Source organism: Sphingopyxis sp. H073, assembly GCF_001468395.1.
In the GTDB taxonomy this organism is placed as follows: Bacteria; Pseudomonadota; Alphaproteobacteria; order Sphingomonadales; family Sphingomonadaceae; genus Sphingopyxis.
The window spans coordinates 423,377-438,070 of record NZ_LNSG01000001.1 but is presented as its reverse complement, the minus strand read 5'-3'; the positions used below and the strand labels follow the sequence as shown (position 1 = coordinate 438,070).

The window sequence follows — 14,694 nt, the reverse complement described above, 5'->3', positions numbered from 1 at the left end:
AAATGCGACGAAGATGGCAAGTCCGCGAGGTTCCGCGCCTATCGCAGCGTCATCGTGTCGCCCTCGACATTCACCTTGCCCAATTTCGCCAGATAGCTCTGGCCGAGCAGCGAAACGCCCATGTCGGCGTCGATCACCGCGGCCTGCACATCGCGAACCTCGATGCCGTCGACCTCGACGCTGCGCAGCGTCGTGATACGCATCGGCACCTGCCCGCCCGCGGTCTGCGCCATGTCGCCGACGGGCAGCCGGTCGACATCGATGCCGACCGCCTCGGCATCGCGGCGGGTCAGCGCAATCATTGACGCGCCGCTGTCAACCATCATGCGAACCTGCCGCCCGTCGATCTCGACATCGGCATAGAAATGCGAGTCGGGCGCCCGGGTGAGACGCGCCTCGCCCGAATGCGACCCGCCGGCCGGCGCCGATGAGGACCAGCTGCTCTGCCCGCGCTTTTGTGTCGTGAAGTTGCTCTGATTGGCATGTTTGGCGGCGGGCGCCTCGGCAGACGGCCGGTCGGCAAAGCCCACCAGACCCACCGAGCCCGCCACGACGATGACGGCAAAGGTAACGAAGCGCCCCAACATGCGGCCGCTTGTCGCAGATCGGGGTTGGGGAATGGTTAAGTCAGCCGCGCTCGACGAAGGCGCGCCAGCGCGGCACGCCGCCGCGCATCGAATAGGCGATGCGCGCGCAGGCATAAGGCCGCCCGGCGCTATTGTCGGCCTCGGCAACGGTGGCAGGCCAGCTCCTCCCGCCCGCCGCCGACCAGCAGACGAGCGCCTCCGCCTCGGGCCGCGCTGCGATCTCCGCACGATCGGCAAGCGAATAGCTCGCGGGAACGGTCCAGCCGAAGATGCGGCGTTCGAGCGGGTTGCCGGAGGCGAGGAGCGGAGCGAAGGCCGCGCATTTGTCGGCGAGCAGCGTCGCGGTCGCCTGCCGGTCGGCCTCGCCGAGCCAGCGACCGCCGAAGAGCGGCTGCCAGGCGCCCGAACGGAGCGCGGGGAGCAGGTCATCCGCCGCCGCCTCGAAGCGCGCGCGCCACGGCGAATCCGGCGCGAGCGGAGCAAGGCGCGCAGGTTCGGTCGCCGCTTCGGGTTCGATCGCGATCAGCGGGGCGCTGTCCGTGGCGGCAGGAGCCACACAGCCGCTTTCCGCGGCGGCCGGCGTGGCGATGAAGGCGGCGACAAGCGCCGACGGGATCAGCAGGGCGCGCATGGCGGGGAGATTAGCACGCATGCCTGTACCTGTCATGAGCCGGCCGCGGTCAAGGCCTCGCGCATCCAGTAAGGCGCGGCGGCCGGAGCGATCGCCTCGACCCGGCGATGCTCGACCGACCAGCCGAGGTTGGGCCAGGCCACGACCTGCCGCTTTTCGTCGGCTTCGGCAACCGGCACAACGAAAAGGCGGCGATTGACCTTTTGCCGCCAGTTCATCCGCGCGGTATTTTCCTGCCCGACATAGCAGCCCTTGGTGAAGCTGACGCCATTCAGCTCGGCGGCATTGCATTCGAGCCAGAGCGTCGTCCCGTCACCGAGTTCGGCGCGCCCTTCGGTGACACCGAGCGACAGGCGATGCGCCTTCCATGCGGCATCGGCGCCCTTGCCCTCGTCGGCGGGCGCCAGCCAACGCTGGCCGAGATCGGAAAGGCGCGGATCGACGACGCCAAGGTCGCCTTCCTTCGCCCAATGCACGGCAAGCCCTTCCTCGCGCCCGATCGTGATCGCGCGGCGCAAGCGATAGAGGGTTAACCGCTTCGCTAGCGCTTCCGCGGCGTCGGCCTCACAGTCGATCAGCACGTCGCCTTCGTCGCCCCAGATCAGGAAATCGAACAGCACTTTCCCCTGCGGGGTCAGCAGCGCCGTCCAGACAGGCAGATTGCCCGAGACATCGTTGGTGACGAGTCCCTGCAGAAAGCCCCGGACATCCTCGCCCGAAAGACGAATGAGGGCGCGGTCGTTGAGGGTGGTATTGGCCATGCCGATAATCTAGGGACGCCCCAGCCAAAGCCAAGCCCCACTTGCTCGTGAGTCTCCCGATGACCGACCGCCTGACGATCCGCCGCCCCGACGACTGGCATGTCCACCTTCGCGACGGCGCGATGCTCGAGCATGTCGCGCGCTATACCGCGCGCCAGTTCGCGCGCGCGATCATCATGCCGAACCTGTCGCCGCCGGTGACGACCGCGAGCGAGGGCGAAGCCTATCGCGACCGCATCCGCGCCGCCGTTCCGGCCGAATATGACTTCACGCCGCTGATCGTCGCCTATCTGACCGACAGCAGCGACGCCGACGAGATGGCGCGCGGCCATGCTGCGGGGGTGTTTACCGCGGCGAAGCTCTACCCCGCGCACGCGACCACGGGCAGCGCGCACGGCGTCACCGACGTCGCGAACATCATGGGCGTCCTCGAACGCATGGCCGAGATCGGCATGCCGCTCCTGATCCACGGCGAAGTCACCGACCATGACATCGACATCTTTGACCGCGAGGCGGTGTTCATCGACCGCACGCTCGCGCCGCTGGTGACGCGGTTGCCCGAGCTCAAGATCGTGTTCGAGCATATCACCACCTCGGAGGCGGTCGATTTCGTCAAGAGCGCGCCCGCCAACGTCGGCGCGACGATCACGCCGCAGCATCTTCACATCAACCGCAATGCTATGCTCGTCGGCGGCATCCGCCCGCACGCCTATTGCCTGCCCGTCGCGAAGCGCGAACAGCACCGGCTCGCGGTTCGCGCCGCCGCGGTGTCGGGGTCGCCCAAATTCTTTCTCGGCACCGACAGCGCGCCGCACGCGGTGCACACAAAGGAAGCTGCCTGCGGCTGCGCCGGCATTTTCAACGCGCCCTATGCGCTCGAAAGCTATATCGCGGTGTTCGACGAGGAAGGCGCGCTCGACAAGTTCGAGGGTTTCGCCAGCGAGCATGGCCCGAACTTCTACGGCCTGCCCTTGAACGGAGGCACCATCACGCTCGAACGCGGCGCGACGGTCGTGCCGGACACGATCGGCGAAGTCGTGCCCTTCCACGCGGGCGAAACTCTGGGCTGGAAGCTTGTCTAATTTTCTTTCGTCACCCCGGACTTGATCCGGGGTACATGACTGCGGCGCCGCGGTGGATGCCGGATCAGGTCCGGCATGACGAAGAAGGCAATCGGCGGCGCTAAGCCGCGGGCATCATCCGGTCGGCACGCATCTTGCGCCACATGTCGAAACTGAACACCGCGATGCTGACCCAGATCAGCAGGAAACAGGCGAGCTGCACCGGTTTCAGCGGTTCGTCGAAGACGAACAGGCTGAGCAGGAACTGGATCGTCGGCGCCATATACTGGACGAAGCCCAGCGCGGCATAGCTCATCCTCCGCGCTGCGGTCGCAAAGAGCAGCAGCGGCACCGCGGTCACCACCCCGCCCGCCATCAGCAGCAGGCTGATCGAATTTTCCGACCCGAAGCCGCGCCCGTCGCCAGCCGCGAGATAATAGCCGGCGACAGCAAGCGAAGGAAGCAACAGCACTGTGGTCTCCACCGACAGGCCGGGCAGCGATCCCACTGGCGCAATCTTGCGCAGCAGCCCATAGATGCCGAAGGTCAGCGCGAGCGTCAGGCTGATCCACAGCGTGTCGAGCGCGCCCGCAAGCAGGATCGCGACGCCGACCCCGGCAATGACAACCGCCAGCATCTGCATCCGCGACAGTCGCTCACCCAGAAAGACCATTCCCAGCATCACATTGACCAGCGGGTTCAGATAATAGCCGAGGCTCGCCGCGAGCACATGATCGGTAAAGATCGCATAGATATAGACAAGCCAGTTGACCGCGATCAGCACCGAACTCGCGAGCAGCAGCCGCAGCACCTTCCAGTCGCGCAGCACCGCCAGATACTCGCCGATCTGCCGCCGGAACGCCATGATCAGGAAACAGAGCGGCAGCGACCAGAGGATGCGCTGCGCGAGCACCTCGACCGGCGGGACACTGCTCAGCAGCTTGAAGAAGAGCGGGACGAAGCCCCAGATGCCATAGGCCGCGAGCGCGTAGGGCAGCCCGCCTTCGTGGCTCCCCGCGGGGGCTGGTGCCGTGTTCATGACGCGCCGCCGCCCTGGATCAGATGAGGCCGCCGCCAAGCATCAGCCGGACGATGCCGATGACGATGACGACGATATTGAGGTTCCGCCCCGCGGTACGGTCCGACATGGCGCCGAGCGCGAGGCCGACGACCGCAAAAGGCACGATCACCCAGTTCGCCCAGCCAAGCAGCGGGATGAAGGCAAAAACGGCCAAAACCAGCGCGATGACGCCGATGACGAGCGAGGCGATATTGAGCATGTGGCCACTGTCGCACGCCTCATGCCACCCTTCAAGCCAGTTTCGGTTCATCGACGGTCAGGCTCGCTTCGTCTTGTTGCCTGCCGTTCATGCAACGCCCGGTGGACCCTGCTCGTTCTTCCCCTCGAAGCGCCCGGTCCCTGGCGGGAAGGAGGCGTCGAAACCAGGAAAGGAAAAAAGATGCGTATTCTGACCAAGGGCCTGATGGGTGTGCTCGTTGCCGCGAGTGTCGTCGGCACCGCCCCGGCCTATGCCGGTCTGTCGGGCGCGGTCCCGGCGCAGCGCTATAGCAAGGCCGACGAAGGCGCGAATTTCTATCGCAAGAAGGATCGCCGCTATTACGCCTCGCGCGACCAGCGCATCAACGGCGACACGCGCATCTGGCGTGGCAGCGACGGCCGCTATCGCTGCAAGAAGGATAACGGCACGACCGGCCTGCTGATCGGCGGCGCCGTCGGCGGTCTCGCGGGTCACGAGATCGCGGGCAATGGCGACAAGCTGCTCGGCACGGTGCTCGGCGCCGCGGGCGGCGCGCTGCTCGGCCGCGAGATCGACCGCGACAAATATCGCTGCCGCTAAACGAAATCGCTGACCCGTCGCGGGTGTGGGTCCGAGACCCCTCCACCTGCACCCCGTGATGGAGAGGGCGCCGGTTAATCGCCGGCGCCCTCAAGCGCATCCTCTTGCCGTTCCCCTCGTCTTCCCGCAAAAGCGTCGCCGACTGCTGCGGGAGAGAAAAATGCTAAACGGCCCCCTGCTCGTGACCGAGCGGCTGATCCTCCGTCCGCCCGCGCCAGAGGATTTCGACGGCTTCGCCGAAATGTGCACCGAAGAAACCACGATGCGCTTCATCGGCGGCACCTGCCCGCGCTCGACCGCGTGGCGGCAATGGTGCACGCTGGCGGGCGCGTGGCACATCCGAGGCTTTTCGATGTTTTCGGTGATCGAGCGCGACAGCGGCGAATGGGTCGGGCGGCTCGGCCCATGGGAACCCGACGGCTGGCCCGCGCCCGAGATCGCCTACGGCGTCCGCGCCAAATTCGCCGGCAAGGGCTATGCCTTCGAGGGCGCGGTCGCGGCGTGCGACTTCGCGGTCGAATTCCTGAAATGGCCGGAACTGATGCACAGCATCGACCCCGCAAATGCCCGGTCGCAGGCGCTTGCCATTCGCCTCGGCGCGACGAACAGCGGGCCGACGCGCCTCCCCGCGCCGTTCGAACAGGCGCCCGTCGACGCCTGGACGCAGAGCGCCGACGCCTGGCGCATCAAACGCAAGGAGTTCCAGCCATGAGCGACAAGCATGTCGACCCCGAACGCGCGCAGTTCGACGCCTTCAAGGCGCTGCCGCGCGACACGAAAATCCACATGCTGAACCTCGTCCGCTTCAAGGACGAGGCGACATATCCCGACGATCATCCGCTCGCCGGCAGAGGCCTGAGCGGCGCCGAAGCCTATGCGAACTATGGTCTGGACAGCGGCCCGGTGTTCCAGCGCGTGGGCGGCAGCATCGTCTGGCGCGGGTCGATGGAGGCGATGCTGATCGGCCCCGAGGGCGAGAAATGGGACGCGATGTTCGTCGCCGAATATCCGAACAGCGGCGCCTTCATGGAGATGGTCACCGATCCCGTCTATCGTCAGGCGGTGGTCCACCGGCAGGCCGCGGTCGAAACGTCGCGGCTGATCCGCACCGCGCCGGGACTGCTTCCGTCTCGCTCCGGCACAGTTTTCGGATAACAAAGGGTTACGCATTAACGCATTTTATTTGAGCCTTTTTAACCAGGATCGGGCATTCCCAAGGGGATATTAAGGGAGTGTTAGCTATGATGGTGCGCGGAAAATGGCTGGTCGCCGGCCTGCTGATCGCGACGGCACCGCTCGCGGGGTGCCGTGACAATCCGGATGCCAAGGCCGACCTCAAGCCGCTCGACGACGGGCTGACCGACGCCGACCCGGCGGTGAAGGGTGCGCTCGAAGACAAGATCATGGTCGACCCGAAGCTGACCGGTCAGGCGAACCGCAACGCCGCGGGTCCGGGCAACCGGCCGGTCGATGGCGGCGCGCCGGGTATCGCGGCGGGCAAGGCGGCGACCGCCGCCGAGGCCGCCGCCGCGCTGAAAGCCGGCAAATTGCTACAGGCGCCCAAGGCGCTGGCGTTCGAGGAAAATTGCGGCGCCGACTGCGACGCCAAGCGCCCGGTCACGATCGGCGCCCTCGCACGCGACCAGCAAAAGGGCAGCTGCGATGCGAAGCTGACCTATGGCAACCAGTGGGCCAATCGCCTGCCCGCCGCGTTCAAGCTCTATCCGCGCGCGACGCTGCGCGAGGCCGCAGGCGTCGCCGGCGGCAAGTGCAACATCCGCGTCGTCAACTTCCAGACCGCCGCCTCGATCCAGGGCGTGCTCGACTATTATCACACGATGGCGATCCGCGCCGGCTACACCAGCGATCACCGCGTGCGCGGCAATGAGCATATGCTCGGCGGCACGAAGGGCGACCTTGCCTATGTCGTGATGCTGCGCCGCGACGGCGGCATGACCGATGTCGACCTCGTCGCGTCGGGAGGACAATAATATAGGATCCTCCCTGTGGCGAAGCCATGGGGAGGTGGCAGCGCGAAGCGCTGACGGAGGGACTGGTTCCTCTCACCCCTCCACCATCCTTAGGATGGCCCCACCGCCGCGCGGCAGCGAGGAACAAGTGATAAAGTGAAAAGGCCCCGGGGGAGGGGGAACCCCGGGGCCTTGTTCATGCGTGACGGCACATGATCGTCAGATCTTGTCGCCGAGCGCTCCGGCAACCTTGCCCTTCAGATTCTGGGCTTCGCCCTTGCGTTCCTGCGCTTCGCCTTCGGCGCGAAGGCGCTCGTTGTCGGTCGCCTTGCCGATCGCCTGCTTGGTGTTGCCAATCGCCTCGTTCGCGAGGCCCTTGGATTTGTCCTTCAGTTCACCCACGGGGGTTCTCCTTGTTCGAAGAGGCGGGGAGCCGCTTCTCAAGGGTACAACCTGCAGGAACGGCATGATGTTCCCGGGGCGTGGGACAAAGCGTTCTTTACAAAGGATAACCAGTCAGTCGCCGCCTTCTGCGATCGCGTCGAGCGCCGCCGGGTCGCGGATCGTGATGCGGTTATAGTATATCGCGATCAGCCCCGCTGCCTCGAAACCGCGGAGCAGCTTGTTCACGCTCTGCCGCGTGACGCCCAGCATCGCCCCGAGTTGTTCCTGCGGCAGGCGGAGGCCGAGTTCGATCCCCGGTCCGCCTGCGGTCCCGTGGATGCGCGCTAGGTCGACGAGCGTCGCCGCCATCCGCTGGTCGAGCGACCCCAGATTATGGTCGCCGAGCAGCCGCAGACTGTCGCCGTGCCGCGCGCACATCAGCAAGGCGACGTCGCGCCACAGCATCGGTTCGGCATCGAGGATCGCGGCAAGGCCATCAGCGGGCAGGTGCAACAGGACGCTCTCCTCATAAGCGCGATAATCATAGCGGATCGGCGGATCAGTAAGCAGCCGGACGATCGCGAGGATCTGCGGAGCGCCGTTGATGCCGAGCACGAATTTCTTGCCCTCCGCCGACCCGCGGCTGACCTCGACCTCGCCCGAGGCGATGACGAACGCCTCGCGCCTTTCGGGATCATGGGCGAAGATTTCGGTGCCGCGCGGGTAGAATTCGGCGCGCGCGATTGCGGCGAGTTCGGCGATCCGCACCTCGGGCCAGCACGCGAAGAGCGGACAGCGGCGAAGCGCAGCTTCGCGTTCGTCCTGCGACCATGGATGCGCCTTCGTCGCCATCGCCTTCTCCCCCGGCGACCTTAGGCTCGCGCGATAAAATTCCCAGCAGATTGTCGGCAGGATGACAGACTGGACGCGGCGCGGCATCTAACGGGCGGCAGTCCCTGTTCAGGAGTCGCTCCGTGATGAAAAGCCTGCTTGCCCTGTTGACGATGGCCGCCGCCTTCCTGTCCGGTACCGCTTCGGCGGCGCCCGTCACCGAAGACGAAGCCTATACCATCGGTATCGAAGCCTACACCTACGCCTATCCGCTGGTGCTGATGGAGACCACGCGGCGCGTTGCGACCAACACCGGCGCACCCGGCCTGATGCGCGCGCCGGTCAACCGGTTCGGGCATATGAAGACCTACCCCGACGCCAGCTTCAAGGACGTTGTGCGACCGAACGCCGACACGCTTTATTCCTCGATGTGGTTCGATGTCGGCAAGGAGCCGCTGGTGCTCACCTTGCCGAACACGCAGGGCCGCTATCATGTCATTCCGCTGATGGACATGTGGACCGACGTGTTCGCGACGCTCGGCACGCGCACGACGGGCAATGATGGCGGCATCGCTGCGATCGTCGGCCCGAACTGGAAGGGCACGCTGCCAAAGGGCATGCGCCTGGTCCGTAGCCCGACCGAGATGGGCTGGATCATCGGCCGCATCCAGACCAATGGCGCCGCCGATTATGACCATGTCCATACATTGCAGGCGGGGCTCAAGGCCACGCCGCTGTCGCGCTGGGGGAAGCCCGAGGTCGCAGCGGCCACGCCAACAGCCGACGCATCGGTCGACATGAAGACCCCGCCGGTCCAGCAGGTGGCGCAAATGGCGCCGCAGGCCTTCTTCGCCTCCTTCGCCGAGCTCATGAAGCGCAACCCGCCGCACGCCAGCGACTATTCGATCGTTTGGCGCATGGAACGCCTCGGCATCGTTCAGGGCCAGAGCTTCGATCTGTCGAAGGCCGATCCCGCGGTCCAGCGCGGACTCACCCGCGCCGCCGCCGACGCGTATCAGCGTATTGTCACGCGGCGGAAGGCGCTGGGGATCGGCCGTACCGGCTGGGGCGCGATCGGCAGCACCGTCGGCGTCTATGGCAACGACTATCTGGCGCGCGCCTTCATCGGCTTTGCAGGGCTCGGCGCCCTCCCGCCCGAGGAAGCCGTCTATCCGATGGCGGTGCTCGGCGACGACGGCAAGCCGCTGACGGGCGCCTCGAATTACGTGCTGCATTTCGAGAAGGACCAGATCCCGCCCGCCGACGCCTTCTGGTCGCTGACGATGTATGGCGAGGATCAGTTCTTCGTCGCCAACCCGATCAATCGCTTCGCGATCGGTGATCGCGACAAACTGAAATTCAACCCCGACGGTTCGCTCGACCTCTATATCCAGAACGCCTCGCCCGGCGCCGACCGGGAAGCCAACTGGCTCCCCGCACCAACGGGTCCGTTCACGATGAACCTGCGGCTGTATCTGCCTCAGCGCCGCGCGACCGATGGAAGCTGGACGCCGCCCCCGGTGAAGCGGGTGCCTTAAACCAGCTTGTGCCCCTGCGAAGGCAGGGGCCCATCTCCGGAAGGCGCTATCTTGCACGGACATGAGATGGGTCCCCGCCTGCGCGGGGACACACCGCTAGATTTGCGCTATCAGATCAATCCCGCCAGCGGGCTCGACGGGTCGGCGTAGCGTCGCAAACCCATGCGCCCCGCGAGATAGGCATCGCGCCCTGCCTCGACCGCCAGCTTCATCGCGCGCGCCATGCGGACCGGGTCTTTCGCTTCGGCGATCGCGGTGTTCATCAGCACGCCGTCGCAGCCGAGTTCCATCGCCACCGCCGCGTCGCTCGCCGTGCCCACGCCCGCGTCGACGAGCACGGGCACCGACGCGCCCTCGACGATCAGGCGGATGGTGACGCGGTTCTGGATGCCGAGGCCCGACCCGATCGGCGCGCCCAAGGGCATGATCGCGACCGCGCCCGCATCCTCAAGCTGCTTCGCGGCGATCGGATCGTCGACGCAATAGACCATCGGCAGAAAGCCCTCTTTCGCGAGCACTTCGGTCGCCTCGAGCGTCTCGCGCATGTTCGGATAGAGCGTCTTCGCCTCGCCGAGCACCTCGAGCTTCACCAGATCCCAGCCGCCGGCCTCGCGCGCCAGCCGCAGCGTGCGGATCGCGTCGTCGGCGTTGAAGCAGCCCGCGGTGTTCGGCAGGTAGGTGATCTTCTTCGGGTCGATGAAATCGGTCAGCATCGGCGCGGTCGGGTCCGAGACATTCACGCGGCGCACCGCGACGGTGACGATCTCGGCCCCCGACGCCTCGACCGCCGCAGCATTCTGCTCGAAATCCTTGTACTTGCCGGTGCCGACGATCAGCCGCGACGTGAACGTCCGTCCGGCAACACTCCAACTGTCGGTCAACACCCGCCTCCTACGAAATGAACGATTTCCAGCGCGTCGCCTTCGACCAGAGCGACGTCGGCCAGCGTCGAGCGCGGCACAATCGCGCGATTGCGCTCGACCGCGACCTTTTTCGCATCAAGCCCCAGCGAAGCGACGAGTTCGGCGATGCTGCCCTCGCGCACCTGCCGGGGTTCGCCGTTGAGAATGACCGATATCACGGGGGAATCCGCCTTGCTTTGCCTTTTGCTTGGCAGCCCATATAGGGGGAGCGCATCGCGTCGCAACCGAAAGACCGTCTCTTGCCCGAACTTCCGACCGTCTATGTCCTCTCCGGCCCCAACCTCAACCTGCTCGGCACGCGCGAGCCGGAGATTTACGGGCACGACACGCTGAACGACATCCACGCGCGACTGGAGACGCAGGCGGCCGGACTGGGGCTACGGCTCGAATGCCGCCAGACGAACCATGAAGGCGTGCTGATCGACTGGTTGCACGAGGCCTATGTCGCGGGCGCCAAGGCGGTGCTACTGAACGCCGGCGGCTATACCCACACCTCGATCGCGATTCACGATGCGATCAAGTCGATCAGGGTGCCGGTGATCGAGGTCCATCTGTCGGACCCGATGAAGCGCGAGGAATTCCGCCACATCAGCTATGTCGGGATGGCCGCCGCAGCGCATTTTGCAGGCCATGGCGCGAACAGCTATACGCTCGCGCTGGACGCGGCGGCACGACTCTGACAAGAGGGCGCCAGAAAAACAGGGGTCAGGGCATCGGACCACGATGCCACAGAACAGGAATTGCATCATGGGTGACCATAAAGAGCACGGCATCAACATCGATCCGGCTTTCGTCCGCGCACTCGCGGAACTGCTCGACGACACGCAGCTGTCGGAAATCGAGGTCGAGGACGGCGACCGCAAGGTGCGCGTCGCGCGCACGCTGACCGCCGCCGCACCCGTCGCTTATGCCCCCGCGCCCGTCGCGGCGCCCGCTGCTGCCGCTCCGGCTGCGCCCGCCGCCGCTGCCGCAGCCGCAGCGCCCGCCGCCGACACTTTCGCCGATGCCGTAAAGTCGCCGATGGTCGGCACCGTCTATCTGGCCCCCGAGCCCGGTGCCGCGAATTTCGCAGCTGTAGGCTCGGCGGTTAAGGCCGGCGACACGATCCTGATCATCGAGGCGATGAAGGTCATGAACCCGATCGTCGCGCCCGCCGCCGGCACGCTGAAGGCCGTGCATGTCGAGAACAGCCAGCCGGTCGAGTTCGACCAGCCGCTGTTCACCATCGGCTGAGCCCCACCCGATGGCTATCGAGAAACTGCTGATCGCCAACCGCGGCGAGATCGCGCTGCGCATCCACCGCGCGTGCCATGAAATGGGCATCAAGACCGTCGCGGTCCATTCGACCGCCGACACCGACGCGATGCACGTTCGCCTTGCCGACCAAGCGGTATGCATCGGCCCCCCGGCGGCGAAGGACAGCTATCTCAATATTCCGGCGATCATCTCGGCCGCGGAGATCACCGGCGCCGACGCGGTCCATCCGGGTTACGGCTTCCTTTCCGAGAACGAGCGGTTCGCGGAGATCATCGAAGCGCATAACATGATCTTCGTCGGCCCGAAGCCCGAGCATATCCGGACGATGGGCGACAAGGTCGAGGCGAAGCGCACCGCGGTTGCGCTCGGCCTTCCTGTCGTTCCGGGTTCGCCGGGGGCGGTGACCTTCAGCGAGGAAACAAAAAAGCTCGCCAAGGAAATCGGCTATCCCGTCCTCATCAAGGCCGCCTCGGGCGGCGGCGGACGCGGCATGAAGGTCGTTCCCGACGAGGACAGCCTGGAAAGCCTGATGGGTCAGGCGTCGAGCGAAGCGGCCGCAGCCTTCGGCGACCCGACCGTCTATATGGAAAAATATCTCGGCAACCCGCGCCACATCGAATTCCAGGTGTTCGGCGACGGTCAGGGCAATGCCATCCACCTCGGCGAACGCGATTGCTCGCTCCAGCGCCGCCACCAGAAGGTGCTGGAGGAAGCTCCCTCGCCGATCATCTCGGCCGAGGAACGCGCGCGCATGGGCGGCATCTGCGCCGACGCGATGGCGAAGATGGGCTATCGCGGCGCCGGGACGATCGAGTTCCTGTGGGAAAATGGTGAGTTCTTCTTCATCGAGATGAACACGCGCATTCAGGTCGAGCATCCGGTGACCGAGATGATCACCGGCTTCGACCTCGTCCGCGAACAGATCCGCATCGCCGGCGGCGCCGGGCTTTCGGTCAAACAGGAAGACCTCGAATTCCGCGGTCATGCGATGGAATGCCGGATCAATGCCGAGGATCCACGCACATTCCTGCCCTCGCCGGGCAAGGTCACCGCTTATCATCCCGCGGGCGGGATGCACGTCCGCGTCGATAGCGGGCTCTACGCCGGCTATTCGATCCCGCCCTATTACGACAGCATGATCGGCAAGCTGATCGTCTATGGCCGCAGCCGCGAAAGCTGCATGATGCGGATGCGCCGCGCGCTCGATGAAATGGTGATCGCCGGGGTCAAGACGAACATCCCGCTGCATCAGGCGCTGCTCGCCGACTCCGACGTGATCCACGGCGATTATACGATCAAGTGGCTCGAGGAATGGCTGGCGAAGCAGGACGAAGGCACGGCCTGAACCCTATAGCTTCGTCATGCCGGACTTGATCCGGTATCCATTCGTGCGGCGGTGCACGGACCCCGGATCCAGTGCGGGGTGAGGATATTTCGGATGCGCCGACCTGTGCCGCCGCTCACTTTCACTAGGGATGGTTTTTGGCTATGGGCTTTGACCATGGCTAAAAATTCCCCCCTTTCGCTGCGCCGGTCGGCGGCACTTGTCTTTCCCCTGACCCTTTTTGCAACGCCGGTTTTTGCGCAGACCGGCGTCAAGGAGGATTCGGTCGTCCTGCAACCCGACAAGGTGACCGACGACGCGCCGGTCGTCGAAACCGTGACCGAAGCCAATCTGCCGAGCTGGTCCGAAGCCAATGCGACCGAGCTTTTGAGCTTCATCGAAAAGGTCGGCAGCGAGGGACTGTTCCCGCAGGACTATAACCCCGACGGCCTCGCGCAGGCGATCCTCGCGAAGAACCAGATCCAGCTCGACAAGGTCGCAACCGACAGCTTCCTGCTGCTCGCGACGCATCTGCGCGACGGCCGCACGCCCAATGCCGCGCGCAAGCAGTGGTTCATGACCGACAGCGATGCGCAGGCCACGCCGCTGATCCCTTTGCTGACCTCGGCGCTCAATTCGAATTCGGTGTCGCGCTCGCTTGCGGGCCTCGACCCCGTGCATCCCAATTTCGCGGTTCTGAAGGCGGCGCTCAAGAGTGCAAAATCGCCTGGCGACGCCAATGCGATCCGCGTCAACATGGAACGCTGGCGCTGGATGCCGCGCGACCTCGGCGACCGCTATGTCGTCAGCAACGTCCCCGAATATCTGACCCGCGTCGTCCATGGCGGCACGATCATCGCGACGCACAAGGCCGTCGTCGGCAAACCGACGACGCCGACGCCGCAGCTCAACCCGATGGCGACGGGGATCATCGTCAACCCGACATGGACCCTGCCCAAGAGCATCATCGCCGAGGGCATCGGCGCCACGATCGCGCGGAGCCCCGCCACGGCGCGCGCACAGGGCTATACATGGACAGGGAGCGGCAAGACGCTGTCGGTCGTGCAACAGCCCGGCGCCAACAATGCGCTGGGCGTGATGAAGATGGAGATGCTCAATCCGCACGCCATCTACCTGCACGATACGCCGTCGAAGGGTGCCTTCGCTTCCGCCGCGCGCGCCTTCAGCCACGGCTGCATCCGCACCGAGCGCGCGCTGCATTTCTCCGGGCTGATGGCGGTCTATTTCGCCGGCAAGAGTCCCGAGGAGTTCGGCGAAGCGATCGCGAGCGGCAAGACGACGAAGTTCAGCTTCGAAGACCCCTTCCCGGTCTATGTCGCTTATTGGACCGTGGTCCCGAACGCGGCCGGGAACGGCATCGCCAAGCTGGCCGACATCTATGGCCGCGACGCGCCGGTAGTGACAAGCTTCGCCAAGCCCGGCCGCGCCGCCGCGGTGCTGATCTCACCCAACCCGCCCGCAGTGGTCCCGACCGCGCCGATGACAACGACGCAGGTCAATAAGCCCGGCAACGGGGGAATTTACTGAGACACTGTTCCCGTCATTGC

19 protein-coding genes are annotated in these 14,694 nt (G+C 65.6%); 10 read left to right on the top strand and 9 right to left on the bottom strand.

The genetic code is table 11. The annotated features are described in order from the left end of the window. Positions 1 to 38 precede the first annotated feature (38 nt). From ATE64_RS02240 to ATE64_RS02230, 3 genes are read right to left on the bottom strand one after another with little or no spacing between them, the layout of a single operon-like run. Positions 39 to 587, bottom strand: a complete 549-nt coding sequence (locus tag ATE64_RS02240; RefSeq protein WP_058454541.1) for a TIGR02281 family clan AA aspartic protease — start codon at positions 585 to 587, stop codon at positions 39 to 41. A 40-nt stretch (positions 588 to 627) separates the two neighbouring features. Further along, positions 628 to 1,239: a hypothetical protein gene (locus ATE64_RS02235; RefSeq protein WP_156416426.1), complete on the bottom strand. Its 612-nt coding sequence runs from the start codon at positions 1,237 to 1,239 to the stop codon at positions 628 to 630. 11 nt (positions 1,240 to 1,250) lie between these two features. Next, positions 1,251 to 1,979 (bottom strand): folate-binding protein YgfZ, encoded by a 729-nt coding sequence (locus ATE64_RS02230; RefSeq protein WP_058454543.1) that lies wholly within the window; start codon positions 1,977 to 1,979, stop codon positions 1,251 to 1,253. Between the two features lie 59 nt (positions 1,980 to 2,038). Here ATE64_RS02230 and pyrC point away from each other — a divergent pair, with 59 nt between their 5' ends. After that, positions 2,039 to 3,061 (top strand): dihydroorotase, encoded by a 1,023-nt coding sequence (gene pyrC / locus ATE64_RS02225; RefSeq protein WP_058454544.1) that lies wholly within the window; start codon positions 2,039 to 2,041, stop codon positions 3,059 to 3,061. Between the two features lie 100 nt (positions 3,062 to 3,161). Here pyrC and rarD read toward each other — a convergent pair whose 3' ends face one another. Both rarD and ATE64_RS02215 read right to left on the bottom strand, forming a co-directional pair. Beyond that, entirely contained in the window at positions 3,162 to 4,079 is a 918-nt protein-coding gene (rarD, locus tag ATE64_RS02220; protein ID WP_058454545.1) for an EamA family transporter RarD, read from the bottom strand. 19 nt (positions 4,080 to 4,098) lie between these two features. Then, complete coding sequence (locus tag ATE64_RS02215; protein WP_058454698.1) at positions 4,099 to 4,320, bottom strand: hypothetical protein; 222 nt, start codon at positions 4,318 to 4,320, stop codon at positions 4,099 to 4,101. Positions 4,321 to 4,500: 180 nt separating this feature from the next. Here ATE64_RS02215 and ATE64_RS02210 point away from each other — a divergent pair, with 180 nt between their 5' ends. From ATE64_RS02210 to ATE64_RS02195, 4 genes are all read left to right on the top strand, one after another. After that, positions 4,501 to 4,899 (top strand): glycine zipper 2TM domain-containing protein, encoded by a 399-nt coding sequence (locus ATE64_RS02210; RefSeq protein WP_058454546.1) that lies wholly within the window; start codon positions 4,501 to 4,503, stop codon positions 4,897 to 4,899. 160 nt (positions 4,900 to 5,059) lie between these two features. Further along, entirely contained in the window at positions 5,060 to 5,611 is a 552-nt protein-coding gene (locus tag ATE64_RS02205; RefSeq protein ID WP_058454547.1) for a GNAT family N-acetyltransferase, read from the top strand. Further along, on the top strand, positions 5,608 to 6,054 hold the full coding sequence (locus ATE64_RS02200; protein WP_058454548.1) for a DUF1330 domain-containing protein: 447 nt from the start codon (positions 5,608 to 5,610) through the stop codon (positions 6,052 to 6,054). Before ATE64_RS02205 ends, ATE64_RS02200 begins: the two co-directional genes overlap by 4 nt. A gap of 86 nt (positions 6,055 to 6,140) precedes the next feature. Then, a complete protein-coding gene (locus ATE64_RS02195) occupies positions 6,141 to 6,890 on the top strand; it encodes a hypothetical protein (protein WP_058454549.1) in 750 nt (249 codons plus the stop codon). Positions 6,891 to 7,088: 198 nt separating this feature from the next. On the opposite strand, the gene ATE64_RS02190 is transcribed toward ATE64_RS02195, so the two are convergent. Further along, a complete protein-coding gene (locus tag ATE64_RS02190; RefSeq protein ID WP_058454550.1) occupies positions 7,089 to 7,271 on the bottom strand; it encodes a CsbD family protein in 183 nt (60 codons plus the stop codon). Positions 7,272 to 7,385: 114 nt separating this feature from the next. Further along, positions 7,386 to 8,105 carry a Crp/Fnr family transcriptional regulator gene (locus ATE64_RS02185; protein ID WP_058454551.1) on the bottom strand — a complete coding sequence of 240 codons (720 nt, stop codon included), beginning with the start codon at positions 8,103 to 8,105 and terminating at the stop codon, positions 7,386 to 7,388. A gap of 125 nt (positions 8,106 to 8,230) precedes the next feature. Between ATE64_RS02185 and ATE64_RS02180 the strand changes: the two genes are divergently transcribed. Next, entirely contained in the window at positions 8,231 to 9,622 is a 1,392-nt protein-coding gene (locus ATE64_RS02180) for a DUF1254 domain-containing protein (RefSeq protein ID WP_058454552.1), read from the top strand. A 110-nt stretch (positions 9,623 to 9,732) separates the two neighbouring features. Here the strand turns inward: ATE64_RS02180 and ATE64_RS02175 are convergent, their stop codons facing one another. Together ATE64_RS02175 and thiS are read right to left on the bottom strand one after the other, a co-directional pair. Continuing rightward, the gene (locus tag ATE64_RS02175) at positions 9,733 to 10,503 is read right to left on the bottom strand and encodes a bifunctional sulfur carrier protein/thiazole synthase protein (protein WP_058454553.1); all 771 of its coding nucleotides are present in this window, start codon (positions 10,501 to 10,503) and stop codon (positions 9,733 to 9,735) included. After that, positions 10,500 to 10,703, bottom strand: coding sequence for a sulfur carrier protein ThiS (gene thiS / locus ATE64_RS22370; RefSeq protein ID WP_058454554.1), 204 nt, complete (start codon positions 10,701 to 10,703; stop codon positions 10,500 to 10,502). The genes ATE64_RS02175 and thiS overlap by 4 nt, the downstream gene beginning before the upstream one ends. Positions 10,704 to 10,784: 81 nt before the next feature. On the opposite strand from thiS, the gene ATE64_RS02165 reads away from it, so the two are divergent. From ATE64_RS02165 to ATE64_RS02150, 4 genes are all read left to right on the top strand, one after another. Further along, positions 10,785 to 11,225 carry a type II 3-dehydroquinate dehydratase gene (locus ATE64_RS02165; RefSeq protein ID WP_058454555.1) on the top strand — a complete coding sequence of 147 codons (441 nt, stop codon included), beginning with the start codon at positions 10,785 to 10,787 and terminating at the stop codon, positions 11,223 to 11,225. Between the two features lie 67 nt (positions 11,226 to 11,292). Beyond that, positions 11,293 to 11,778: an acetyl-CoA carboxylase biotin carboxyl carrier protein gene (accB, locus tag ATE64_RS02160; protein WP_058454556.1), complete on the top strand. Its 486-nt coding sequence runs from the start codon at positions 11,293 to 11,295 to the stop codon at positions 11,776 to 11,778. A gap of 10 nt (positions 11,779 to 11,788) precedes the next feature. Continuing rightward, positions 11,789 to 13,147, top strand: coding sequence for an acetyl-CoA carboxylase biotin carboxylase subunit (gene accC, locus ATE64_RS02155; RefSeq protein WP_058454557.1), 1,359 nt, complete (start codon positions 11,789 to 11,791; stop codon positions 13,145 to 13,147). 156 nt (positions 13,148 to 13,303) lie between these two features. Next, complete coding sequence (locus ATE64_RS02150) at positions 13,304 to 14,674, top strand: L,D-transpeptidase family protein (protein ID WP_058454558.1); 1,371 nt, start codon at positions 13,304 to 13,306, stop codon at positions 14,672 to 14,674. Positions 14,675 to 14,694 lie beyond the last annotated feature (20 nt).